Source organism: Agromyces sp. H66 (assembly GCF_004959775.1).
Classification (GTDB): Bacteria; Actinomycetota; Actinomycetes; order Actinomycetales; family Microbacteriaceae; genus Agromyces.
This window is the reverse complement of record NZ_SJZG01000004.1, coordinates 201,433-224,405: the sequence shown is the minus strand read 5'-3', so window position 1 is coordinate 224,405 and position 22,973 is coordinate 201,433. Positions and strand designations below refer to the sequence as shown.

17 protein-coding genes are annotated in these 22,973 nt (G+C 68.5%); 5 read left to right on the top strand and 12 right to left on the bottom strand.

Annotated elements, in window-relative coordinates; translation table 11 throughout:
- Positions 1-7: 7 nt before the first annotated feature.
- The 3 genes from EZM51_RS09130 to EZM51_RS09120 form a co-directional block, all read right to left on the bottom strand.
- The gene (locus EZM51_RS09130; RefSeq protein ID WP_136707947.1) at positions 8-820 is read right to left on the bottom strand and encodes a CDP-alcohol phosphatidyltransferase family protein; all 813 of its coding nucleotides are present in this window, start codon (positions 818-820) and stop codon (positions 8-10) included.
- A 5-nt stretch (positions 821-825) separates the two neighbouring features.
- The gene (locus EZM51_RS09125) at positions 826-1,881 is read right to left on the bottom strand and encodes a glycosyltransferase family 2 protein (RefSeq protein WP_248305554.1); all 1,056 of its coding nucleotides are present in this window, start codon (positions 1,879-1,881) and stop codon (positions 826-828) included.
- Between the two features lie 119 nt (positions 1,882-2,000).
- Positions 2,001-3,578, bottom strand: a complete 1,578-nt coding sequence (locus tag EZM51_RS09120; RefSeq protein ID WP_136707946.1) for a trypsin-like peptidase domain-containing protein — start codon at positions 3,576-3,578, stop codon at positions 2,001-2,003.
- Positions 3,579-3,746: 168 nt separating this feature from the next.
- On the opposite strand from EZM51_RS09120, the gene EZM51_RS09115 reads away from it, so the two are divergent.
- Entirely contained in the window at positions 3,747-4,970 is a 1,224-nt protein-coding gene (locus tag EZM51_RS09115; RefSeq protein WP_248305553.1) for a pyridoxal phosphate-dependent aminotransferase, read from the top strand.
- Between the two features lie 3 nt (positions 4,971-4,973).
- Here EZM51_RS09115 and EZM51_RS09110 read toward each other — a convergent pair whose 3' ends face one another.
- The gene (locus EZM51_RS09110) at positions 4,974-5,795 is read right to left on the bottom strand and encodes a carbon-nitrogen hydrolase family protein (protein ID WP_136707944.1); all 822 of its coding nucleotides are present in this window, start codon (positions 5,793-5,795) and stop codon (positions 4,974-4,976) included.
- Positions 5,796-5,918: 123 nt separating this feature from the next.
- Here EZM51_RS09110 and EZM51_RS09105 point away from each other — a divergent pair, with 123 nt between their 5' ends.
- Complete coding sequence (locus tag EZM51_RS09105) at positions 5,919-6,605, top strand: hypothetical protein (protein ID WP_136707943.1); 687 nt, start codon at positions 5,919-5,921, stop codon at positions 6,603-6,605.
- Between the two features lie 50 nt (positions 6,606-6,655).
- On the opposite strand, the gene EZM51_RS09100 is transcribed toward EZM51_RS09105, so the two are convergent.
- Positions 6,656-7,627, bottom strand: coding sequence for a ClbS/DfsB family four-helix bundle protein (locus EZM51_RS09100; RefSeq protein WP_136707942.1), 972 nt, complete (start codon positions 7,625-7,627; stop codon positions 6,656-6,658).
- 170 nt (positions 7,628-7,797) lie between these two features.
- On the opposite strand from EZM51_RS09100, the gene EZM51_RS09095 reads away from it, so the two are divergent.
- The 3 genes from EZM51_RS09095 (at position 7,798) to EZM51_RS09085 (ending at position 11,357) form a co-directional block, all read left to right on the top strand.
- On the top strand, positions 7,798-8,367 hold the full coding sequence (locus tag EZM51_RS09095; RefSeq protein ID WP_136707941.1) for a PadR family transcriptional regulator: 570 nt from the start codon (positions 7,798-7,800) through the stop codon (positions 8,365-8,367).
- Between the two features lie 37 nt (positions 8,368-8,404).
- Entirely contained in the window at positions 8,405-10,102 is a 1,698-nt protein-coding gene (locus EZM51_RS09090) for an AarF/UbiB family protein (RefSeq protein WP_136707940.1), read from the top strand.
- A 151-nt stretch (positions 10,103-10,253) separates the two neighbouring features.
- The gene (locus tag EZM51_RS09085) at positions 10,254-11,357 is read left to right on the top strand and encodes a methyltransferase domain-containing protein (RefSeq protein ID WP_169053848.1); all 1,104 of its coding nucleotides are present in this window, start codon (positions 10,254-10,256) and stop codon (positions 11,355-11,357) included.
- A 78-nt stretch (positions 11,358-11,435) separates the two neighbouring features.
- Here the strand turns inward: EZM51_RS09085 and EZM51_RS09080 are convergent, their stop codons facing one another.
- From EZM51_RS09080 to EZM51_RS09050, 7 genes are all read right to left on the bottom strand, one after another.
- On the bottom strand, positions 11,436-13,061 hold the full coding sequence (locus EZM51_RS09080; RefSeq protein WP_169053847.1) for a thermonuclease family protein: 1,626 nt from the start codon (positions 13,059-13,061) through the stop codon (positions 11,436-11,438).
- 35 nt (positions 13,062-13,096) lie between these two features.
- Positions 13,097-16,225 (bottom strand): type I restriction endonuclease, encoded by a 3,129-nt coding sequence (locus tag EZM51_RS09075; RefSeq protein WP_136707937.1) that lies wholly within the window; start codon positions 16,223-16,225, stop codon positions 13,097-13,099.
- 1 nt (position 16,226) lies between these two features.
- Positions 16,227-17,921, bottom strand: coding sequence for an ATP-binding protein (locus EZM51_RS09070; RefSeq protein WP_136707936.1), 1,695 nt, complete (start codon positions 17,919-17,921; stop codon positions 16,227-16,229).
- A gap of 168 nt (positions 17,922-18,089) precedes the next feature.
- Positions 18,090-18,716, bottom strand: coding sequence for a nucleotidyltransferase domain-containing protein (locus EZM51_RS09065; RefSeq protein WP_136707935.1), 627 nt, complete (start codon positions 18,714-18,716; stop codon positions 18,090-18,092).
- Positions 18,717-18,787: 71 nt separating this feature from the next.
- Complete coding sequence (locus EZM51_RS09060; RefSeq protein ID WP_136707934.1) at positions 18,788-19,651, bottom strand: GIY-YIG nuclease family protein; 864 nt, start codon at positions 19,649-19,651, stop codon at positions 18,788-18,790.
- Positions 19,648-20,838 (bottom strand): restriction endonuclease subunit S, encoded by a 1,191-nt coding sequence (locus tag EZM51_RS09055; protein ID WP_136707933.1) that lies wholly within the window; start codon positions 20,836-20,838, stop codon positions 19,648-19,650. Before EZM51_RS09055 ends, EZM51_RS09060 begins: the two co-directional genes overlap by 4 nt.
- Positions 20,835-22,793 (bottom strand): class I SAM-dependent DNA methyltransferase, encoded by a 1,959-nt coding sequence (locus tag EZM51_RS09050; RefSeq protein WP_248305552.1) that lies wholly within the window; start codon positions 22,791-22,793, stop codon positions 20,835-20,837. The genes EZM51_RS09055 and EZM51_RS09050 overlap by 4 nt, the downstream gene beginning before the upstream one ends.
- Positions 22,794-22,973 lie beyond the last annotated feature (180 nt).

The following is a 22,973-nucleotide window of genomic DNA, read 5'->3' as shown; positions in this document are numbered from 1 at the left end:
CGGCACGTCAGGCGCGGACACGGCGAGACGCCATGATCGCGACGAAGTGGCCGAACAGGGAGAGCACCGCCAGCGGCAGCAGCGCCGCCACCACGACGCGGTCGACGAGCGGCTGGCCGGCCACGAGGCCGACGAGCGCGGCGGCGAAGGCGATCAACGTGAGCTCGACGGAGTGGTACAGGCGGTGGAACGGCACGAACCGGGCGGCCTTGCGCAGCTTCGCGATGAGCCCGCCGCGGGGTGCGGTCTCACCGTGGGTGTCGGCGAGCTTCGGCAGCCCCGCGTTGGCGCGGGCGACGTGCACCATGTCGTTGAGCGCCTTGTTCAGCACGATCACGAGGGCGAGCAGCGCCGCTATGGTCGTCCAGAGGAAGTCGCCGGGCAGCTCGATGGGGTACGCGGCCGCACGGATGCCGAGCGCGAGCGGAATGAGTGCCTCGGTCGTGTAGTGGCCGACCTTGTCGAGGAAGACGCCCGCGGGCGACGAGGTTCGGCGCCAGCGGGCGACCTCGCCGTCGGAGCAGTCGACGAGCATCTGCAGTTGGCCGAGCACGACGGCCAGGAGCGCGCCCCAGATGCCGGGGATGAGCAGGGCTGCCGCGGTCGACCAGCCGACGAGGATCATGAGGCCGGTGACGCCGTTCGCCGAGATCGACGTCTTCAGGAGCACCCAGGTGAGATACGGCGAGAGGTTGCGGAGGTACAGCGAGGCCGTCCAGTGTTCGGCGTTGCGGCGGCTCCGCACCTCGGGCGGCTGCGTGACCGCGCGGAGCTCTGCGATCGACGTGGGCCTGGCCGCGGCCTGACCGGCTTGGGACATCCGCGTCACCTTCCCGTGTGCTTGGCGATGTTGCTCGTGAGCGAGAGGTACCCCAGCACGAAGCCGATCCCCCACGACACGTGTATGCAGGGCAACACTACGAGAAACCAGGCGGCGGTGCGCGCGCCGCGGCCACGGGCGTACACGAGCGTCGCGGCGATCACGAACAGCAGGTAGACCAGCGGTGCCGCGAACCCGATGAGCAGCCACGGCGCGACGCCCATGGCGGCCTGCACGATGCCGCCGATGCCGAGGAGCACACCCAGCGCCACCCCGACGACCATGACCGGCGGCACGAAGTAGCGGATGCCGTTCGCGGCCGGGAACCGCCGCGCGAGCTCACCGCGCCACAGCCCGGTGGAGATCATCTGGCGCGCGAGCCGCTCGACCGTCGAGCGCGGCCGGTAGGTGACGGCGAGCGCCGGCGTGAACCACACCGTGCCGCCGGTCTCGCGGAGGCGCCGGTTGAGCTCCCAGTCCTGCCCGCGCTTGATCGTCTCGTCGAAGAGGCCGACACGGTTCAGCGCGCTCCGACGGAACACGCCGAGGTAGACGGTGTCGGCGGGGCCTTCGGCGCCGCCGACATGGAACGCGGAGCCGCCGAGCCCGACCTTGGTGGTGTACGCGAGGGCGACGGCCTGCTCGAACGGCGTCTCTCCCTTGGCGTCCATGATGCCGCCGACGTTGTCGGCGCCGGTTCGCTCGAGGGTCTCGACGGCGATGCGGGCGTAGTCGGTGGGCAGCATCGAGTGCGAGTCGACGCGCACCACGACCGGGTGCCGGGCGGCACGGATGCCGATGTTGAGTCCGGCCGGCGTCGACCCGACCTCGTTCTCGAGCACCCGCACGTCGGGGTGACGCTCGGCGAGGTCGGCGACGAGCTCGGCCGTGCCGTCGATCGACGGGCCGAGGGCGATGAGCACCTCGACGGGACCCTCATAGTCTTGCGCGAGGATCGATTCGACGGCCGCCCGCACGTGGGTCACGTCGTTCAGCACGGGCATGACATAGGAGACGCCGACGAGCGACGACGGTGTCGCCTGGTGGTGCTGCTCGGGCATGTTCCTCACTCGCTCGGGTCGATCGAGCCTAGCAGTCACGCCCCTCGCCGACGAGGAGGGCCGGGGTCCCGTGGGCCCCGGCCCTCCCGTCGTCCGGTCGACCCCGACCGGGTCGCCGCTCAGCCCTCGAAGGTGCCGAGTGTGACATCGACGGTCTGCGACTCGCCGTCGCGCGTGAAGGTGATCTCGGCCGAGGCGCCGCCCGCCATCGCGCGCACCTGCGCGGTGAGGTCGGTCTGGTCGGTGATCGGGATCCCGTTGAACCCGGTCACCACGTCTCCGGCGCGGAGACCCGCCTGGTCGGCCGCCCCGCCGGGTGTCACCTCGGAGATGAGGGCGCCGACGATGGTGCTCGACTCGTCGGACTCGGCCGCGGTCACGGTCGCACCGAGCAGTCCGTGCGTCGCCGAGCCGTTCTCGATGATCTCCTGGGCGATGCGCTCGGCGAGGTTCGAGGGGACCGCGAAACCCACGCCGATGTTGCCCGCCTCGGCGCCGGCGCCGCCGGTCGAGAGGATGGCCACGTTCACGCCGATGAGCCGGCCCTCGGAGTCGACGAGCGCGCCGCCCGAGTTGCCCGGGTTGATGGCGGCATCCGTCTGGATGACCGGCAGGGACACCCGGCCGGCGTTCGCCGACGGCTGCTGCGGATCGCCGCCGTCGGGGTCGGGCAGGTCGAAGAAGAAGTCGAACGGGCTCTCGGAGCCGTCGCCCTGACCGCCGTCGCCCTGGCCCTGGTCGTCGGGCGTCTCGGGCGCCGCCGACGAGGCCACGTCGATCGAGCGGTTGAGCGCACTGATGATGCCGTTCGTGACCGTGCCGGAGAGGCCGAGCGGCGCGCCGATGGCGATCGCGGTGTCGCCGACGTTGAGCTCGTCGGAGTCGGCGAACTCGAGGGCCGTGAGGTCGGACGCGTCGACGAGCTTGATGACCGCCAAGTCGGAGAGCGGGTCGGTGCCCACCAGGTCGGCGTCGTAGAGGCGCCCATCGCTCGTCTCCACCTTGATCACGGGGTCGCCCGTCGCACCGTCGAGCGTCACGACGTGCGTGTTGGTGAGCACGTAGCCGTCCTCGGAGAGGATGATGCCCGAGCCCGTGCCGCCGGCCTGGCTTCCCGAGACCGAGATGGTGACCACGCTCGGGCTCGCCTTCGCGGCGACCGCGGTGATCTGGTTCACCGAGTCGGGGTCGTTCACGACGATGTTCTGCGCGGTGCCCGAGCCGCCGGTCGCCGCGGGCGAGTCGTTCGCCGTGAGGAGCGCGGTGATGCCCGCACCCGAGGCGCCACCGATGAGGGCAGCGGCGACGATCGCGGCGGCGACGCCGAGTCCGACGCGACGCGGCTTCGCCGGCTCGCCGGCGGCGGCCGGCGTGCCCGGAACGGAACCGTACGGCGGCACGCCCGCCAGGGGCGTGGTGGGCTGCGTCTCGCCCGGGCGCGGACCGCCGAAGGCCGGCGGCACGTCTGCCGAGGTCGGCCGGGCCTCGCCGGTCGCGGAGGCGGCCGGGTGCCCGTACTGCGGCGCGTGGTACGGCTGCGGCGCCTGGCCCGGGTGGTAGACGGTGCCGGTGGCGGGCGGCGCGGCAGGGGCCTCGGCGGGCTGCGCCGCGTCCTGGGCCTGCCGGTTCGTCGAAGCGGTCTCGGCGACGTCGCCCTCCCGGGCCTCGCCGACAGGACCTCCAGTGGTGTCGGTCATGATTGCTCCCTTCCAAGTCGGTGCCCAGCATCCAGCGCGAAGCTGTGCGCGGCATCGGCGAAGTCTATGAACCGGCTATCCCCGAGCAGTGATTCGTCCGAAGACGGATGCCTCCCGAGCACGCCCCTGCGCCAGCGTAGCGGCCGGAGCCTGACGTACGGTGAGAGCGTGAGCGACTTCTCCCCCGCACCCGGTCTCCGCCCGTGGCAGCGCACCGCCGCCGGTGCCGGGCTGCTCGCCGACGACGGCTCGATCGCGGCCACCATCTTCGCCGAGATGAGCGCGCTCGCCCAGCGCACCGGCGCCATCAACCTCGGTCAGGGCTTTCCCGACGAGGACGGCCCGGCCGAGGTGCTGGAGGCCGCTCGGCAGGCCATCGCCGACGGGGTGAACCAGTATCCGCCGGGCATCGGCTCGCCCGTGCTCCGCGAGGCGATCGCCGAGCACCAGGCGAGATGGTACGGGCTCGACGTGGATGCGGCATCCGAGGTGCTCGTGACCGCCGGCGCCACCGAAGCACTCGCTGCGGCGATCCTCGCGCACGTCGACACGGGCGACGAGGTGGTGACGTTCGAGCCGTCGTACGACGCGTACGCGGCGCTGATCGCCCGCGCCGGGGGCGTGCACCGCACCGTTCCGCTCCGGTTCCCCGATTGGCACGTCGACCTCGATGAGCTCGAGGCGGCGGTCACCGATCGCACGCGCATGATCCTCGTGAACTCGCCGCACAACCCGACCGGCACCGTGCTCGGCGACGAGGTGCTCGAGCGCATCGTCGACCTCGCGGTGCGGCACGACGCCCTCATCGTGACCGACGAGGTCTACGAGCACCTCACGTTCGGCACGGCCCACCGGCCGATCGCCACGATCCCCGGCGCGCGCGAACGCACGATCACGATCTCGTCGGGCGGCAAGACGTTCAGCACCACGGGGTGGAAGATCGGCTGGCTCACCGCCCCGGCCGATCTCGTCACGAGCGTGCTCGCGGTCAAGCAGTACCTCACCTACGTGAACGGCGCCCCGTTCCAGCCGGCCGTCGCCACGGGGCTGGGCCTGCCCGACGCGGTGTTCACGGATGCCGCTGCCGCCCTGCGCGGCAAGCGCGACGTGCTGGCGGCCGGCCTCGAGGCGGCGGGCTTCACCGTCTCGCTGCCCGATGCCGGATACTTCATCGTCGCCGATGCCGCACCGCTCGGCTACGACGACGGTGCGGCGCTCTGCCGGGAGCTCCCCGACCGGGCCGGGGTCGTCGGCGTGCCGGTGTCGGCCTTCGTGCACGCCGACCGGCAGCATGCGGTCCGAAGCCTGGTGCGGTTCGCGTTCTGCAAGCGCCGAGACGTGCTCGAGGAGGCATCCTCGAGACTGGCTCGGCTCGGCTCGGGGTCGCGCTGACCCTCAGCGCTCGGTGACGCGGAACCGGCGCAGTTCGAGCGCCGGGTTCACGCGCCGCACCGCCTCGATGCGCTCGCGCGAGATCCACGCGACCGCGACATCCGTCACCTCGCCGATCGTCGCGACCTCGACGCCCATCGGGTCGACGATCATGCTGTTGCCGGCGCCGACCGGCGGGGCATGGTCGGCCGCGGCGACGTACACCGTGTTCTCGAGCGCCCGCGCGGTCGTGAGCACCCGCCAGTGCGCCTCCTTCAGCGGGCCGCGCACCCACTCCGCGGGCATGCACACGACATCGGCGCCCGCGTCGACGACGCGCCGGGTCACCTCGGGGAAGCGCGCGTCGTAGCAGGTCTGCAGGCCGAAACGGATGCCGCGCGCCTCGAAGACCTCGGGAGCGGCGACCTCCCCCGGCGCCACCCACTCGGACTCTCGCTGCCCGAACGCATCGTAGAGGTGGAGCTTGCGGTAGCGCGCGACGACCTCACCCGGCGCGACCGCGACCACGGAGTTCGCGACCCGGCGCTCGCCCTCGAGCCGCTCGATCATGCCGGCCACGAGGTGCGCGCCGAGCCGATCCGCGAGCGCGGCGAGCGCGGTCGTGAACGCGCCGCCGACGGGCTCGGCGGCATCCAGCCACGTCTCGTCGGGCGTCGGCGTGAAGTAGCTCGAGTACTCGGGGAAGACGACGAGCCGCGCGCCGCGCGCGACGGCGAGCGCGGCCAGCCGCTCGATCTCGGCGAGGTTCGCCGCGCGGTCGTCGCCCGGCGCGAACTGCGCCACGGCGATCGCGAAACCGGGATCGGTGGGGGTCGTGTCGGCCATGCGGCCAGCCTATGCGAGTCGTTCCGCAGCGTGTCGGTGAACGAAATCGCCGTGCGTGTCGTGGTACGGGAAGGGACGGACACGAGAGCCGCCCCACGTGGAATTCGAACGAAGGAAGATCCCGTGAACACGACCACCACTCGTCTCGCGATCGCCGCCGGAGCACTCGTCGCCGGCGCGATCGTCTCGACCGCTCCCGCATCGGCATTCGGCGGGCCGCCAGCCGACCGAGGCAACCCGAACGACGCCCCCGTCCACGTGGACGTGCTCGCGCCCAGCCGCGGCGACGTCGCGGGCATCGACGGTGCCGGCTGGTTCGTCGACCTCTCGCTGGAGTATCGCGACGGACTCACGACGGCCGGCTTCTCCGGGCTCCAACTGACCGGCCCCGCGGCACACAACGACATCGCGCCGTTCCCGGGCACCTTCTCGACGGGCGCCGACGACCGGCTGCCCGGACTCGTCGTGTTGACCTCGACGACGAGCAGCACCCGGCCCGGATTCTCGGGGCCCGGCACCAACCTCGCAAACCTGTTCAACCTGACCGGGGTCACCGATCGATCCGAGGGAGCCGCCGAGATCTGGGACACGTGGCTCGTCGGTGCCCCGATCGCCGGCGAGGACGTCGACACCGTCCTGACGGTGGCCGTGGTCGACGACCTCGACGGCAACGGCGTCTTCGACGACGCGCCGGCGGTCGTCCCCGACGCGAACGGAGACGGCGTGGTCGACAAGCACGACCTTCAGCAGATCGGCGTCGCCTCGAACATCGTCACCGTGCCGTTCCGACTCAGCGGCGACGGCGCGTAGGCGGGCCGGGCGGCGGGATGTTCCTGGGGGGATCCCGCCGCCCACCGCGATCAGCGCGGCGCTCGGGCGGCGCCGACGGCCTCGATCGCCCAGTCGTAGTGGGCGCCCAGGCACTCGTGCACCGGTTCGGCGAGTGCGCCGCGAAGCCACGGATGCCGCGACGGGTCGTACAGCGAGGCATCCTCGATGCCCGCCAGCCGAGCGAGCACCTCGGCGTGGCTGGTCCGCAGGCGCCGGCGCGCCGCCTCGAGGTCGACGTCGCGGTAGCGGTCGCGGAGGGCGAGGTTGAGGTCGTCGAGCGATGCCCAGTCGTAGCCCTCGGCGGGGAATGCCGGCGACCGGCCCGCGGCATCCGCGTCGAGCCAGCCGAGCAGGAGCACATGCCAGGCATGCAGGTGGTTGACGACGTCGCGCAGGTCGCGGTCGCGACCGGTACCGGCGAACGGGGCAGTGCGCTCGGCCTCGGGCACGTCGTCGACGGCGCGTTCGAAGGCGGAGAGGCATAGGTCGGCGGCGTCGATGAGGGCGTCGCGCGTCTCGGGGGCGGTCATCCCGCCATGGTACGAGGGCGGCGTCCCATCCAGCCGCGCGAGCACCACGACCTGCACGATGACGCTGACGATGGTGCCCGCCATCGCGACGCCGAGCACCACTCGAGTCAGCAGCTCCCAGTCGAACCCCGGCTCGGGAAAGGCGAAGGGGAACACGATCCAGAACCGTACGACCACGACCAGTGCGATCACGGACGTGATGATCTCCCCCACCGCCTTGACCCACGCGAGATCGAGCGCCAGGTTCAGCACGTTCACGACCAGGCCGGCGATCAGCGACAGGTTCACCAGCACGACGAGCTCCTGCGCCGCGTCGGTGAGGAACGGCACGACCCGCCATGTCGGCCACACGTTCACCAGCAGGAAGAACACGACGTTGACCACGATCGCCACGACGTAGCCGACCCTCCGGCCCGGCATGCCAGGTCGGGCTCTCGCCCCTGCGGGCGATGACCACGGGTTCGTGGACATGCACCCATGATGCGGCCCGGCGGCGCCCGGGCGCCGGGCCGAAGGTCCCGGCGCCCGGAACGATACGCGGCGCCGTCGTGACGTCGGGCATCGCTGGTGTGGACATCCTGAGCGATGTATCGTTATATATCGCTATCGACGGCTGAGGTCGCTGTCGCAAGGAGGTCGTCATGAACGATTCATACCTGGGAGATCAATTCGGGCCGCGTCGTCGCGGGCCGGGCGCGGGCCGAGCGGGTGCCGGGCTGTGGGAGGCGATGGAGCAGCTTCGAGATGTCTTCGAGCAGCGCGTCGGCACCCGGATGGGGCGAGGCGACGTGCGCGCGGCCGTGCTCGCGCTCCTGACGGAGCGGCCCATGCACGGCTACCAGATCATCCACGAGATCGAGGAGCGCAGCCACGGCATGTGGAAGCCGAGCCCGGGCTCGGTGTACCCGACACTGCAGATGCTCGCCGACGAGGGGCTCATCACCGCGGAGGAGTCCGGCGGCCGCAAGACGTACTCGCTGACCGACACCGGACGAGCGGGGACCGAGGGGTCGGCAGAGCGCTCGGCTCCCTGGGAGATGCCGGGCATGCGGGATGCCGCGAGCGCGACCGCGATTCCGAAGGCCGGCGCCCAGCTCGCCCAGGCGGCCGCCCAGGTGGCGCGCAGCGGGTCTCCCGAGCAGGTGACGGAAGCGGTCGCGGTGCTCGACGAGGCCCGGCGTAAGCTGTACTCGATCCTCGCCCAAGGCTGACCGCGTGCCGCGAGCACGTCGGCGTCAAGGAGTCCCCATGGCCGACGCCAGGCACACGCGCGCCCGATACCGGCGGCTCCTGCGGTTCGCCATGCGGTACATGGTGCAGGCCTGGTGGTTCGAGATCTTCCTCCCCAGGATCGGCCTGGCGAAGCCGGCGGCGCGTGGGCGGGCCGCGCGGCTCCAGCGCATCGCGCGGAACTTCCACACGCTCGCGGTCGCGCTCGGCGGGCTGATGATCAAGGTCGGGCAGTTCATGTCCTCCCGACTGGACGTGCTTCCGCCCGAGATCACGAAGGAGCTCGAGGGACTTCAGGACGAGGTCCCGCCCGTCGAGTTCGCGCAGATCCGCACCCTCGCCGAAGCCGAACTCGGCGTGCCGCTGGAGCACGCGTACGCATTCTTCGACCCCGAGCCGCTCGCCGCGGCATCCCTCGGCCAGGCTCACCGTGCTCGGCTGACGCCCGCGGAAGCGGCCGAGACCGGGTTCGCCGACGTCGTCGTCAAGGTGCAGCGACCGGGGATCGAGGCGATCGTCGACGTGGACCTCGCGGCCCTGCGCAGGGTGGCGGGATGGCTGAACCGGGTGAAGCTCGTGTCGAGCCATGTGGACCTGCCCCGGCTGGTAGAGGAGTTCGCACAGACCAGCCTCGAGGAGATCGACTACCTGCACGAGGCGCTGAACGCGGAGCGGTTCGCCGAGGAGTTCGCCGACGACGACCGCGTGCGAGTGCCCGAGATCGCGTGGGAGCGCCTCACGCGGCGCGTGCTCACGCTGCAGGACGTGACCGCGATCAAGATCAACGACCTCGCGGGCCTGCGCGCCGCCGGCATCGACCCGTCGGCGGTGGCGGCGGACTTCGCGCCCGTGATGTTCGACCAGCTGTTCGTCGACGGCTTCTTCCACGCGGACCCGCACCCCGGCAACATCTTCGTCACGCCCCTCCCCGCCGGCTCGCGCGCGGACGGACGAGACTGGGCGCTGACGTTCGTCGACTTCGGCATGATGGGCGAGGTCCCCGACTCCCTGCGCCGGGGCCTGCAGCGATTCCTGATCGCGGTCGCCGCGCGCAACGGGCGCCAGCTCGTCGACAGCGTCAAGGACCTGGGCGTCCTGCTGCCGTCCGCCGATACCGCGGAGCTCGAGCGGGCCATGACCGAGCTGTTCGCGCGGTTCGGTGGTATGGGTTTCGCCGACCTCCGGCAGCTCGATGAGCGCGAGCTGCGTGGATTCGCGATCGAGTTCAGCGCCACGATGCGGGCGCTGCCGTTCCAGCTTCCCGAGAACTTCCTGCTCATCATCCGTGCGATGTCGCTCACCTCGGGGATGTGCAGCTCGCTCGATCCCGACTTCAACATCTGGAACGCCGTCGAGCCCTACGCCGGGCGATTGCTGCGCGACGAACGCGGCGGTACGGTTCGTGCGTTCGCGCAGGAGGCCGTGTCCATCGCCGGCATCGCAGCACGGCTGCCCCGCCGCCTCGACGACGTGGTCACCCGGATCGAGGACGGCAAGCTCGCCGTCGAGACGCCGCGCCTCGACCAGCGGATCCGACAGCTCGAGCGCACCGGGCGGCGAGTCGTCTCGGCGATCCTGTTCGCCGGCCTGCTCATCGGCGGCATCCTGCTCCGTCCCGTCGACGCGGTCTTCGGCACCGTGCTCATGGCGGCGTCGGCGGCGCCGCTGCTGCACGCCCTGTTCGCGGGGATGCTCGGCCGACGCGGCCCGGGCTGAGCGGGGCCGGCACTGCACCGTAGAATGCTTTCCGTGACACGCATGTTCTTCCTCCTCGGCTAGCGACCCGCTCGCCAGACCGAGGCCCCGCCCGCGGCGAGCGATGTGGGGCGGCCATCCGCCGCTTCAATCGCCGACCGGAAGTTCTCACATGCCTGCCATCCGCCGAGAGGCGGCGCGGTCGCTCGACCGCGCGCGCCCGAGCAGCATCACTCCCCCTCCCTCGATCCTCGTCCGCACCGTCAACGGCCTGGAGGAGCTCACCGCCGCCGGGCTCGCTCGCGAGGGCCATCGCGTCCTCGCCGCCTCGAAGCGACAGTTCGTCGTGGAACCACGTGACGACTCGATCCTGACCGACCCGCCGCGCACCGCCGACGACGTGTTCCCGATCGTCGCGTCGATACCCGACCCGGGGCGGAGCCGGCAGTGCCTCGATCCGCTGTCCACGGCGCTGGCGCGAGCCGACCTCACGGCCGGGGTGAGGATGCTTCGCGCCCGAGACCTCCGACGGAACGTGGTGTTCAGCGCCACGGCATCGCTCACGGGTCGACGGAACTACAGCCGCCACGACCTCGAGGATGCCGTGGGCAGGGTGCTGGCGCGACGGCTCGGAGCCGCGTACCACTCGCGGCGGGGTGGCATCGCTCCCCCGCCGGAAGCCATCGACTGGCGCGTGACCGCGGACGGGACGCTCGTGCGGGTGGGCCTGCGTGCGAGCGGCACGCCGCTGCATCGACGCGCGTGGCGGCGCGCCACCGTGGCGGGAAGCATCCACCCTCCGGTCGCGGCCGCGATGGCCGAACTCGCACGGCTGGAGCCCGGCCTCCGCGTTCTCGACCCTTGCTGCGGTGCCGGCACCATCCTGATCGAGGCGGCGCACGCGGAGCCCGACGGCGCATATGTCGGCGGCGACCATGACGCCGATGCCGTGCGCATCGCGACCGGCAACGCCGATGGACACCCGGGCATCGTGTGGCGCGTCGGCGACGCGGTCTCCCTGCCGGACGCGAGCGGCAGCATCGACCGGATCATCAGCAACCCGCCGTGGGGTGTGCAGGTGCACGAACGCCACGGACTGCCGCACCTGCTGAGCGAGTGGCGCCGGGTGCTGCGCGACGACGGACTCCTCGTCGTCCTCGTCGATGAGGGCCAGGAGCCGGCGCTCGCCGGGAGCCGGCACTGGGACGTGGTACGAACGCTTCCGCTGAGCGTGGCGGGGAGGCATCCGCGCATCGTCGTCGCCCGGCCGTCGTGAGGAACCGATCTGCTCGGCCCGTTTGGCACCTCCGTTCGACGCCACACATCCACGACCCCAGGAAGTTGCATACTGCGATCAACGCGGGGGGCACGGAATGGGTGCGAAGGAGCGGCCTTGGTCGTCGATCATGCCGACGCCGCTGTAGTCGCGGCATCCGGTATAGCCGATATCGGATGGGTACCCGCCACCGGATGCCCGATCGTCACTATCCGAATCCGGCGTCCCCGACTGCTCTCGTGCCGACTGTTCTGCGGCGGCACGCTCGGCTTCTGCGCGTTCAGCCGCCGCCTTGCGAGCTTCTTCCTCGCGCTCGGCCTGTTCGTTGGCGGCCGCTTCCGCGGCCTGCGCGACGTCGGCTTCAACGGCGGCGCGCCGCTCGACGGCGTTCGCCGCACTCGAGAGGCGATCGATTTCGTCGATGAAATAGCTCCGCGATGATTCGCTCAGGAATCGCATCTGTTCGAATGACGCCCGTGCGGTTGCTGCCGCGACCGTCACCGCAGCAGCCGTCGCAGCGACCGTTACGAGCTCAGCAGAGCTTGGTGGCAAGGTGGGCGGTAGCGCTTCAACTTGTGCCGCGATGCCCGCGATGACCGCTGCCGGAGAACACTCCACCTGAGCGTCGTACATACCGGCCGCATTCTCACGTGCAATCCTGTCTGCCGCCTCGACCTCGTCGAAGTACTCCATATTGTCGCCGTACGAGATCGGACCGCTGAATCCCAGCCGAGCGATTGAGGCGTTCACGAGAGTGCCGGACTCGCTGACCACCGCCGCTAGCACACGGCCGTATCGATCGACACGGACGCGGTCATATTCCAGTCGCACCTTCGAACCGGGGCGCACGAGTTGCGCGAGCGTGTCCTTCGCTTGTTCTGCCAGACACTCCGCTTCGCGCCCGTCGCGGCCGAGTTCGGGGGTATCGATGTTCAGCAGCCGAACGCGCCGGATCTCCCCGTTCAGTCGGACCTCCAACGTGTCGCCGTCGACGATGCGCGTCACCGTCGCTTCGTCAGCAGCGGCCGGAGCGGCAGTGAGTACGACACCGGAGAGCGCTATGAGCGAGATCACGACGATGGCGATTGCCGACATGACGCGGCGTGGTCGCTCGCTGTACGCGGCGATGATCCGTCGCGGCACCAACACCAGGGGCGTCTCGGACCACGGCGCAGGATCACGACTGGGAACCGGTTCTCCTGGCCAGTAGAGGAACGACGGCTTCTGAGCCGGATCCGCTGAGAACAGCACCCGTTCGGCCTGTGACATGCTTCGATTGCGCGAGACGAACCTGCGATATGCCGCGATCGCAGAACTGATGCCCAGCAGGAAGGTCAACGACACCCATGCGTGTGTTGCTGGCGGACTCCCCCAACGCACGTTCGCGAGCCCAAACGAGACGGCCGTGGCGACCACGAGACCTTCAATGAGCCACGGCCGTACCGGCGCCCGTTGCACCGGAATGAAATGGCCGGGCCAGTAGAGGTTCGCCGGCTTGCCGTTTCGATGCTCGTAGTACCAGCGATGCTCGGCAGGAGTCATGTGTCGACGACGGCCGTGAGCGAGTTCAGCAAGGGCTGCCACGAGGACCAGAAGCGCCAACCCGATAATCCACGACGCGACCACCCCAAGGGCGGGAAAGCGATCCCTAGCTGCCGACAGCAGTAGTCCCGCGCCGACCGCGACCGTGGCGCCGATGCGCACATCTGATCGCGCGAAGAACCTCCGTACCCGATGCATCACGCCTCCGCGGCCGCCCGCGCCTTCTCGTACAGCCCCATCGCCAGCACGACCGCGGCGATCTGCGCGGCATCCGCCGACTTCAGCAGGGCCTTGAACGCCTGGCTCTGCCCTGCTGCCGCCGCGTAGAGCGCGTCCTCCACCTCGACCTGGATCGTCGGCGACGAGGCGAAGTCGGCCGGAGTATTCGCCATCGCCTGCGCCTGGATCCGCTCGCTGTCGATCATGTGCCGCGCGAGCGTCTCGATGCTCGACACCTGATCGACCTCGTCGACGTCGGTGCCGATGAAGAGCTGGTTGATCCGGTCGATCACCTCGCGCAGCAACCCGTACTTCGTCTCCTTCGGCTGCGCCGACCCGGCGGCGGTGACGCCGCTGAGCTCGCCCGCCTGACCGTCGGTGAGCTTGAGGTTCTGCGCATCGAGCTTGCGCAGCCGATAGTGCGTGAGCACGATGTCATCCGTGCTGATCGCCGAGGGGTCGCCGCCCTCACGCTCGATCACCCGCCGGTACACGCGCAGGAAGATCGCCCACTTCTCGATGTCGGTGTCGCCGTAATCGAGGATCTGCGACAGGAAGTCGTAGGCGCGCACGAACGCGTTCACGGTTGCGCGGAACTCCTCGAGCCGCGCGAGTTCGAGGCCGTCGTCGCCGTCGACCGCAGCACGCCACCGGTCCCAGAACACATCACGAGAGGCCTTGATCTTCGAATAGAGCTGATTGTGGCTGGTCTTGTTCAGCCACGCGTCGACGACGTCGTCGATGTCGTGCCGGTCGATGATGTGCATGCTGCGCAGCTTGCCGAGCATGTCGTGGATGACGTTCGGGTCCGACACCTTGTCGATCGGCAGTTCGGCGTCCTCGTAGTACGTCTGGAACGCCGCGCGGATCTCGGCGGGGTCGTTCACGAAGTCGAGGATGTACGTGTTCTCCTTGCCGGGAATCACCCGGTTCAGCCGCGAGAGCGTCTGCACGGCGGTGATGCCCGAGAGCTTCTTGTCGACGTACATGCCCACGAGAAGCGGCTGATCGAACCCGGTCTGGAACTTGTTCGCGACGATCATCACCTGGAACTCGTCGCCGGCGAACGCCTCCTCCAACGCCCGCCCCTTGAGACCCGGGTTCATGGATGCCTCGGTGAACTCGCCCGCCGGCGAACCCGTGCCGGCCGCGGCATCCGTCACCGCACCTGAGAACGCGACCAGCGCGGCCAACTCGTCAGCCAGCCCGTTCGCGGTGAGGTACTCGTCGATCGCGAGCTTGTATCGCACGGCTTCCTTGCGCGAGCCGGTGACGACCATCGCCTTCGCCCGCCCGCCGAGCTCGCTGCGCACGTTGGCACGGAAGTGCTCGACGATCACCGCGACCTTCTGCGAGATGTTCGTCGGGTGCAGACGGACCCACCGCATCAGCTCGCTGTTCGCCTTCTGCACGTCGACCTCGATGTCGAGCTTGGCCGGGTCGTCCTTGTGCGCGATCTCGAACGCGAGGTCGTAGGGCAGGTAGTTCTTCAGTACGTCGAGGATGAAGCCCTCCTGAATCGCCTGCTTCATCGAGTACAGGTCGAACGGATGCTTCTCGCCGGCCTCGTCGGCCCGGCCGAACAGTTCGACGGTCTTACCTTTCGGCGTGGCCGTGAACGCGAAGAACGAGATGTTCCCGATGCCGACTTTGCGCGCCATGTAGTCAGCGAGCACATCCTCGGCGTCGACGGATGCCTCGTCGTCACCCTCATCCGTTGGTCGAGTAGCGCCCGCCGAGCGCGTATCGAGACCCTCGGCCGTCAGCACCTGCTTCAGCGACGCCGCCGCCTCGCCTGTCTGCGACGAGTGCGCCTCGTCCGCGATCACCGCATACGTCCGCCCGGCCAGCCCGGTGTTCTTCTCGATCTCCTCGAGCGCATGCGGGAACGTCTGCAACGTCACCCCGATGATCTGCTTCCCGGCGAGCAGCGCGCCGGCGAGCTGCTTCGACTTCGACGCCTCACCGCCGCGGGTGATCGGCTGGAACACTCCCGACGTCGTCTCGAGCTGCTCCACCGCCCGCTGCAGTTGCCCGTCGAGCACCTGCCGATCGGAGACCACGATCACGCCGTCGAACACCTTCGAGCCGTCGGGGCGGTGCAGCTGCGCCATCCGGTGCGCGGCCCACGCGATCGAGTCCGTCTTGCCAGACCCAGCCGAGTGCTGGATCAGGTAGTTCTCCCCCGGCCCCTCATCCAGCACGACGCGTTCGAGGTTCGTCACCGCACGCCACTGGTGGTAGCGGGGGAACCGAAGCGACCGGGTGAACGACTTCTTCCCGTCGATCGGGTCGGTGCGCTCGTCGAAGCGGAAGTGCAGGAACCGCCCGACGAGGTCGAGCCAGGTGTCCCGGTCGAGGATGTCGCGCCAGAAGTACGCCGTCGGGCTCGTGTCATCCATCGGCGGGTTGCCGGCGCCGTTGTCGCGGCCACGGTTGAACGGCAGGAACCGGGTGTTCGCGCCATCGAGGTGCGTGGTCATGTGCACCTCCTCGTTCGTGACGACGAAGTGCACGAGCGCGCCGCGGCCGAACGTCAGCAGCGGTTCGCCCGTGGGGATGCGGTCGTGCGCGTACTGCTTGAGCCCGGCGGCGAGGTTCTGGGTGAGGTCGGTCTTCAGCTCGATCGTGGCCACCGGGATGCCGTTGACGAACAACGCCAGGTCAATTCGGCCGCCGTGCTTCGTCGAGTACTCGACCTGCCGCATCACCCGCAGCCGGTTCGCCGCATACCGCTCGAGTGTCGTCGCGTTCAACGAGGTCGCCGGTCGCGTCTGGAACAGCGACAGCTTCGCGTTCCGGTGCGACACCGGGCGGCGCAGCACGTTCAGCGTGCCACCGCCGTTCATCGGATCGGTCGCCAGTACCTGCCCGATTCGGTCGAGCAGTTGTCGACGCGCCTGGTCCTGCACCGCAGCGGATGCCTCGGGCTTGACGATCTTGGCCAGCTGATCGGGTTGCGTCGCCTCGAGCCAGTCGAACAGGTCGGATGCCACGAGCGCGCGTTCGGCGTCGTACAACTCGTCGTTCGGCGAGTACACCCACCCATGCGCTTCGAGGTGCGCGCAGATCTCGTCTTCGAACGCGATCTCGTGCTGTATCGACACGTCACTCCTTCCCGTCAACGGGAACGTAGTAGAGCCCGCGCCCGCGTGCATTCGGCCGAGACGGCCTCAGTTCCCCACGTTCGACCAACGACTTGAGCAGTCGAAGCGTATTGGGCTGCTGCACGCCGGTGAGGTCAGCGAGTTCGGTGTTGCTGATGCGTCCTCGCGCTCGAGCCCAGTCCATCGCCAACGCGGCTCGTGCTCGGATACTCAACGCATCGTCGACCCGGGCGGGAAGGCGGCGGCGAGCGGCATCCGTCAAGGTCCACGCAGGCGACGCGGATTCGGGAACCCCGGCGATCTGTCGGACGAGCGGTTGCTCGCCGATCCGAAGGGTGAGCATGCGCGCCATCGCCTGCTCGGTCTCGCCGATGTTGCGCTGCAGCACGGGGGCCAAACGTTCGATGTCGATCCAGCCGGTGCGACTTGCACGGTCGAGGATGAGGATGACGTCGAGGTCGTTCCCGTACTCGCCTGGTTCGATATCACCGAGGAACCGCACCCACTCGGCATCCACCACGCCGCCCACCAGCGTGGTGCGTACGTGAGGTCCGGCGATTTCGTGGATGATCGGCGAGGGCCGCCCGAGTCGCACCATGTCACGAACCATCCGGTCGACACCCACACCTTCACGCTCGGCGATCCGCAATGCCGCGAGCAGGTCGGCGAGCGCCCGGTTCCGGGTCTGGGAGGGGTGCGTGATGATGTTCGTAGCGTCGACCCCACCGACGAATCCGCCGGGCGAGGTCACGGTCAGCGTGCCGCCGATGTGCTCGACGACCGTCGGGCGCGGGTCGGCCCAGTCGCGATGGGCTAGCCCGTTCACCACTGCTTCGCGAACGGCGGTCGGAGGCAATTCACGGAATTGGCCGATCGCGAAACCATCGCCCATGTGCGACACGACATCGTTGGCAGCCTCGAGTTCTCGCTCGACCTCGGCCAGTTCTTCCAGCACCGCCACACCCGACAATGACACCCGCTTCACGCTGTCGCCGGCGACGATCTTTCGGCGCACGTAATCGAGCGCCGGCTCATCACGGCCGACGAAGAGCAACGCGCCTGCACGGGTCAGATGGCCGTCGGCGGTCAGTGCGTTCAGTCGCCGGAGCATGTCGGCGTCAGTCGAGCGTGCCAGTTCGATGGAGCGCGTTTCGCCGGATGCCTTCAGGTATTCGCGGGCGCGAGCGATGGCGACCGGGCGGACGTCGGCGATCGTGAAGGTCGACGGAAGCGCGCTCGAGTCGCTCATCGGCCGGTGCGCTCGACCCGCTACCCAGGTTGCAGTGTCGATCGAGACACAGTTCGTGTCCACTCTCCACAGCAGCTTGTTGTTGAAGGTGATCGGCTCGAGCGCTTCGACCACGATGATCGTCAGGAGCCGGACGCCGTTGACGTCGACGACACGGATATCGGGGGTGATCCGTCGATCGGTGAGTTCGTAGATGCGGTATCGAAGCCATTCCGCGTCCAAGCCCGTGCCGACGAGTGCGCCATCGTCGGCCACGCCGACGATGAGGGCTCCGCCGCCCGGCGTGTTGGCCATGCAGGCGCATTCCCCCGCCAGGTGCCTGGCGGCCGACTCGCTCTGCGGAACCGGAGGCGAGAGCACTCCGCCTTTGTCGCGCCGGCCACGCTCCTCCTTGAGATCGACGCGCTTCCGCTCGAGCGGAGTGCCGCCGGCGAGTGAGGTGAGCACACGCTGCACCTCGTCAGAGACGGGATCGTCGTCGTGAAAACGTATGCCCACCGCGCCTCCGTGTCTCGAGCGTATGTTTTCTCAGGAAAAACATACGCTGATCGCCGGTCGAGTCGCAACCATGTGTTTTGGCGAGCACCTCGGGCTGAGGATTGCTCGCTCAGCACCTCACGAGGCGCGACGTCTCTGCGCGGTGGGCAGTTGCGATCCGTGCACGACGATGCCGTCGGCGATCACGCTCGCGAGCAGCGGGTCGCGATCGCGTTCGCGACGACGGAGTTCAGAGCGCGTGACGGCGTAGATCTGCGTCTCGTTCCCGGTGAGACGTTCCGCGTGCTGCTCCAGCCGATAGCTGTACTCCGCCTGCGCGTCGGGATCGATGCCGTCGGGGTAGACGACGAATAGGTCGAGATCGGATTCGAGCGACGACTCGCGTCGAGCGACCGAGCCGTACACGACGATGGTGAGGTCGAGTTCGCCAGGCAGTTCCTCACGACAGAACCGGTCGAGGTCGGCGAACACACGGGAGCGCGTGTCGAGGGCCGACTCGATCACGGGCCACAGCACGTGCCGCCGGTTCGGGCGGTAGATGATCGCCGGCGGTCGCGACTCCGCATCGACGAGCCCGACTCGGACGAAGCGTGTGAGCGCCCGATGCACGCTCGTCGTGGAGCCGACGCCGGCCAGCTGGTGAACCTGCCGACCCGAGAACCCCGCGTCGCTGCGGGCGAGCACGCGAAGCGTCGCGGCCTCGACCTCGCTGGTGATGCCCGCGAGCGGCTCGCTCAGGTTCATGTGACGATTCTGGTACGAATGTCACGAATATGGAACGATTGTCACGCTATCGGTACAACCGCGACCGTCGTTCATTGCACTCGCACCTGAGAATCCAGCGTGCGTCGGTCGGCGGTCTTCCACTCCGTCCATCCGTTCGCGGACCGGCCGAACACGACGTCGGCCGCGCCCGATGGCGACGTGAAGGTGTGGTCGCGTGTGAAGACGAAGCCGTCTCCATTCGCTTCGAGCACGCCCTGGGCGAGCAGGCGCCCCTGCGCCGAGTGCACTCGCGGATGCGCCTCGCGATTGACGACCGCGTTCGCGCCAGAGCCACGGAACACCGTGAACCCGGCCGCAGAGTACGTGCCCCGCGCCGTCGCGCCCTTGGCAGTTATCGAATAGGTGTCGTCGGCGCCCACCTCGCCCGCGCTCTTCGCGCGCTCGAGGAAGTCGTGCCCCAGCGTCGAGACCAGCACCTCGATCGTCTCGAAGTACTCGGCGCAGTCCGCGGCGATCGGGTCCTGGAGCTTGCGGCTGAACCCCGTGTTCCCGTTCTGCAGACGATGCGACGCAGCACTCGCGGCGCTCGCGAGCGCGTCGAACTCCAGTTGACGGGTGTGCGCCTTGGTCCAACTGTCGGTCAGCGACACCGCGACGAGCGCCCGATTCCAGAACGCCTTGGCCGCATCGGCGCCATGCTGACCGAGTCGCACGCTGACATCGTCGGACTCGCCGATGTAGAGCAGCGGCCGATCGTCGACGGATGCCTCGTCGGACTCCTCCCCGATCAGGAAGTAGACGCCGGGCTGGTGCGCCGCCGAGAGCCCGGCGAATCGCCGCAACTCCGAGCGAGGAACGTCGTACACCCGCACCGTACGCGTCGTGATCTCCGCCTGCCGGATACCGCTCGGATCGCCCGTCGGCAGGAAGATCTGGATCGTCTGCGGCCTCACGCGGCACTCCTCACGTCGATCTTGCCCGACACCGCTGCCGAGATCAGTGCGGCGCGTCGCTCGCGGGAAAGGGCGATCGCTTCGCTGGCGTCGGCGATTGCGGCATCGAGTTCCCCGACCTCCCTGTCGATGTGGTGCGCAATCCGAACCTGTTCATCAACCGGAGGTACCGGCAAGCGAAGCTCCCTGAGGTGTTTCACATTGATCTGTGGAACGGTCGAGACGTCGGCGAGCTCTTCGAGACGTACGCACTTGAGAACATATGCGAAGTACCTCGGGCTGTTTGACGGAAAGAGTTGCCAGCCCATCAGATTCGGATCAATGACCGCGGGACCAGTCGCAACATTGACCTTGTTCCCGAAGATGGCCGCACCGCGCTTGGGAAATACTACAAACTCGCCTGTGACGGCTCGCTGGCTGTCGTTCACATACCAATCGATCGACTCAAGTTGGAGCGACGAGGAGGACAACGACGAGACCTTGAGGAAGGCGATCACCCCCTCGGAGGCAAGCTCATCTTCCGCGATGGGCTCGGAGCCGAATGTACGACCGATCGCGATGGCCGAACGCACCGTCCAATGCGACGGAATGTCGCCCAGCCAATTTACGCCAGTGGGAGCGGTCTGGGCGGAAGGATCGAGCCCCCTGATGACTGCGTGACTGATCGTCGCGGCGCGGCGCTCCGTCAGCAGGGCGATGAGCTCCTCCTGATCCGCGATGAACGCGTCGATCTCCGCCGTCTCCCGATCGAGGAACTCTGCAATCGCCTCTTGCTCCGCAATCAGCGGCACTGGGACTCGAAGCTGCGCCAGATTCTCCGCCGCGAGCCCCGGTTGTGCAGCAGACATCGAGTACTGGCGAAGGTTCATTGCTTCAAGAAGAAACGCGAGCCATCGCGCGTCGAAGGCGGTACGCGGGTGCGCCACGAGCGAATGCTCAGTCGCGAAGAAGCGGCTACGCGCGAACGTGACATTGCCACAGAGTGCACCTTGTCTGCCGACGAGCGCACGGTCTCCCATGGTGTTGTACGTGTCCGTGTAGCCGCGGAAGCCGCCCCCACCGAAAACGGGGTAGTCGCCTTCATCCCGAATCTTCTCGCCCGAGATGGCGTCACCGCTCTTGAACTGGACCAGTGCGCCAAGTCTCACCAATGGCCAACTTTCGGCGCTCTCTTCGGTGGATATCACGCACGCACCTGCTCGAGTCGCGCGCGGATCCGCCCGAGTACCACGTCGAGGTCGCGGTCGATCTCCTCGAGCGGGCGCGGCGGCACGTACTCGTAGAAGTGCCGCGTAAAGGGAATCTCGCACCCCTCCTTGGTCTTCGACTCGTCGATCCACGCGTCGGGTGCGAACGGGGTGACCTCGCGGGCGAAATACTCGTGGAGGTCCTCCGTCCACGGCACGTTCTCGGTGTCGCGCAATGTCGGGTCGGGTTCGGGCCTGCCCTTGGTGTCGGTGCAGACATCGGCAGTGTCATCCCGTTCGGAAAGCTGCGCGAGCACCGTCTTCATGGCCGGGGCTGGGAGCGTGAGCCCGGCATCCTTGAGCGTGGCCTTCAGCTCCTTCGTGAACGCGTCGCGGTTCTTGTAGGTGCGGGCGGCGTCGAGCGTTTCGAGGGCGCGGCGCAGCGACATCCGCTCGCCTTCATCGAGCTTGGCGACCGCCTTCTCGGCGAGCGCCGCCTCGATACGGTCGGGCGTGACCTGGAACGCCAGCTTGAGCGGTCGCTCGACGGTGATGGTGCGGTAGAAGAACGCCTCGCGGGGGAAGATCTTCGACTGCTTCGTCTCGTCGAAGTCGCTGTAGAGCTTCACGATGTCGGCGATGTTCTGCTCGCCGAGTTCGTTACGCTTCGAGCCGAGGCCCTTGCGCATCTTACGGAACAGCTTGCTGCCGTCGATCAGCTGCACCTTGCGCTCGCGTCTCAGTTCCTTCTTCGTGGACAGGATCCAGACGTAGGTGGCGATGCCGGTGTTGTAGAACATGTCGGTCGGCAGGGCGATGATCGCCTCGAGCAGGTCGCGCTCGAGGATCCACTTGCGGATGTTCGACTCCCCCGACCCGGCGCCGCCGGTGAACAGCGGGCTGCCGTTGAGCACGATGCCCGCACGCCCGCCACCCTCGTCGGTGGGGCGCATCTTCGAGATCAGGTGCAGAAGGAACAGCATCGACCCGTCTGACACGCGCGGCAGACCCGGCCCAAACCGGCCCGCGTAGCCGCGAAGCGTGTGCTCCTGCGTGACATCCTTCTGCTGCTTCTTCCAGTCGACGCCGAACGGCGGGTTCGACAGGCAGTAGTTGAAGGTACGAGCCTCATGGCCGTCGTTGCGGAGGGTGTCGCCGAACACGATCGCGTCGACCGCCTGACCCTTCACGGTCATGTCGGCCTTGCAGATCGCGTACGACTGCGGGTTGATCTCTTGCCCGGCAAGAGTGAGCGTCGCGGTCGGGTTGGCCGAACGGATGTGGTCCTCGGCGACGCTGAGCATGCCGCCCGTGCCGGCCGTGGGGTCGTAGATCGAGCGCGCGATGTGCGGGGTCGCCAGGGTCTCGTTCTCTGGGGCGAGGAGCACGTCGACCATGAGCTCGATCACGTCACGGGGGGTGAAGTGCTCACCAGCGGTCTCGTTCGAGGCCTCCGCGAACTTTCGGATCAGCTCCTCGAAGATGTGGCCCATCTCCTCGTTCGGCACGTTCGCCGGCGAGAGGTCGACCTCAGCGAACCGCTGGGTCACCAGGAACAGCAGGTCGTGCTCATCGAGCTCGGCGAGACGGTCCTCGATCTTGTACTTCGCGAAGATGTCACGCACGTTCTCGCTGAACCCGTTGACGTAGTCGAGCAGGTTCGATGCCAGGTTCTCGGAATCGCCGAGCGCTGTCTTCAGGTCGAACTTCGACTCGTTCCAGAACGAGTACCGGTGACCGGCCTTCTGTTTGAGGTAGGTCGCCCGCACCGGGAGCTCATTGCGCTTCGCCTCCTCGACCGCCGCGAACACCGCCTGCTTCGTGGGCGCGAGCACCGCATCGAGGCGGCGAAGCACCGTGAACGGCAGGATGATGTCGCCGTACTGGTGCGCCTTGAAGCTACCGCGCAGCAGATCGGCGATCGACCAAATGAAGGTGGCGTGGTTGTTGCTCAACGATGAAGCGCCTTTCGGGATGCCGCGGTGCGAGGGGTGCGGAGGGTCACCCAGTAGAACGATTCCACATGTGGGCATCGGAGGTGGCTCGATCGCGCACCTGTCACCCGAAATGGGCGCGGGCACGACTCGCGGCGGCAAGCACGAAGGCCCGGAATCCGTTGGATTCCGGGCCTTCAT

What these genes read in the sequence shown, in the direction of transcription:
- EZM51_RS09130 (WP_136707947.1), bottom strand. Translation starts at nt 820, where the DNA reads ATGTCCCAAGCCGGTCAGGCCGCGGCCAGGCCCACGTCGATCGCAGAG.
- EZM51_RS09125 (WP_248305554.1), bottom strand. Translation starts at nt 1,881, where the DNA reads ATGCCCGAGCAGCACCACCAGGCGACACCGTCGTCGCTCGTCGGCGTC.
- EZM51_RS09120 (WP_136707946.1), bottom strand. Translation starts at nt 3,578, where the DNA reads ATGACCGACACCACTGGAGGTCCTGTCGGCGAGGCCCGGGAGGGCGAC.
- EZM51_RS09110 (WP_136707944.1), bottom strand. Translation starts at nt 5,795, where the DNA reads ATGGCCGACACGACCCCCACCGATCCCGGTTTCGCGATCGCCGTGGCG.
- EZM51_RS09100 (WP_136707942.1), bottom strand. Translation starts at nt 7,627, where the DNA reads ATGTCCACGAACCCGTGGTCATCGCCCGCAGGGGCGAGAGCCCGACCT.
- EZM51_RS09095 (WP_136707941.1), top strand. Translation starts at nt 7,798, where the DNA reads ATGAACGATTCATACCTGGGAGATCAATTCGGGCCGCGTCGTCGCGGG.
- EZM51_RS09090 (WP_136707940.1), top strand. Translation starts at nt 8,405, where the DNA reads ATGGCCGACGCCAGGCACACGCGCGCCCGATACCGGCGGCTCCTGCGG.
- EZM51_RS09085 (WP_169053848.1), top strand. Translation starts at nt 10,254, where the DNA reads ATGCCTGCCATCCGCCGAGAGGCGGCGCGGTCGCTCGACCGCGCGCGC.
- EZM51_RS09065 (WP_136707935.1), bottom strand. Translation starts at nt 18,716, where the DNA reads ATGAACCTGAGCGAGCCGCTCGCGGGCATCACCAGCGAGGTCGAGGCC.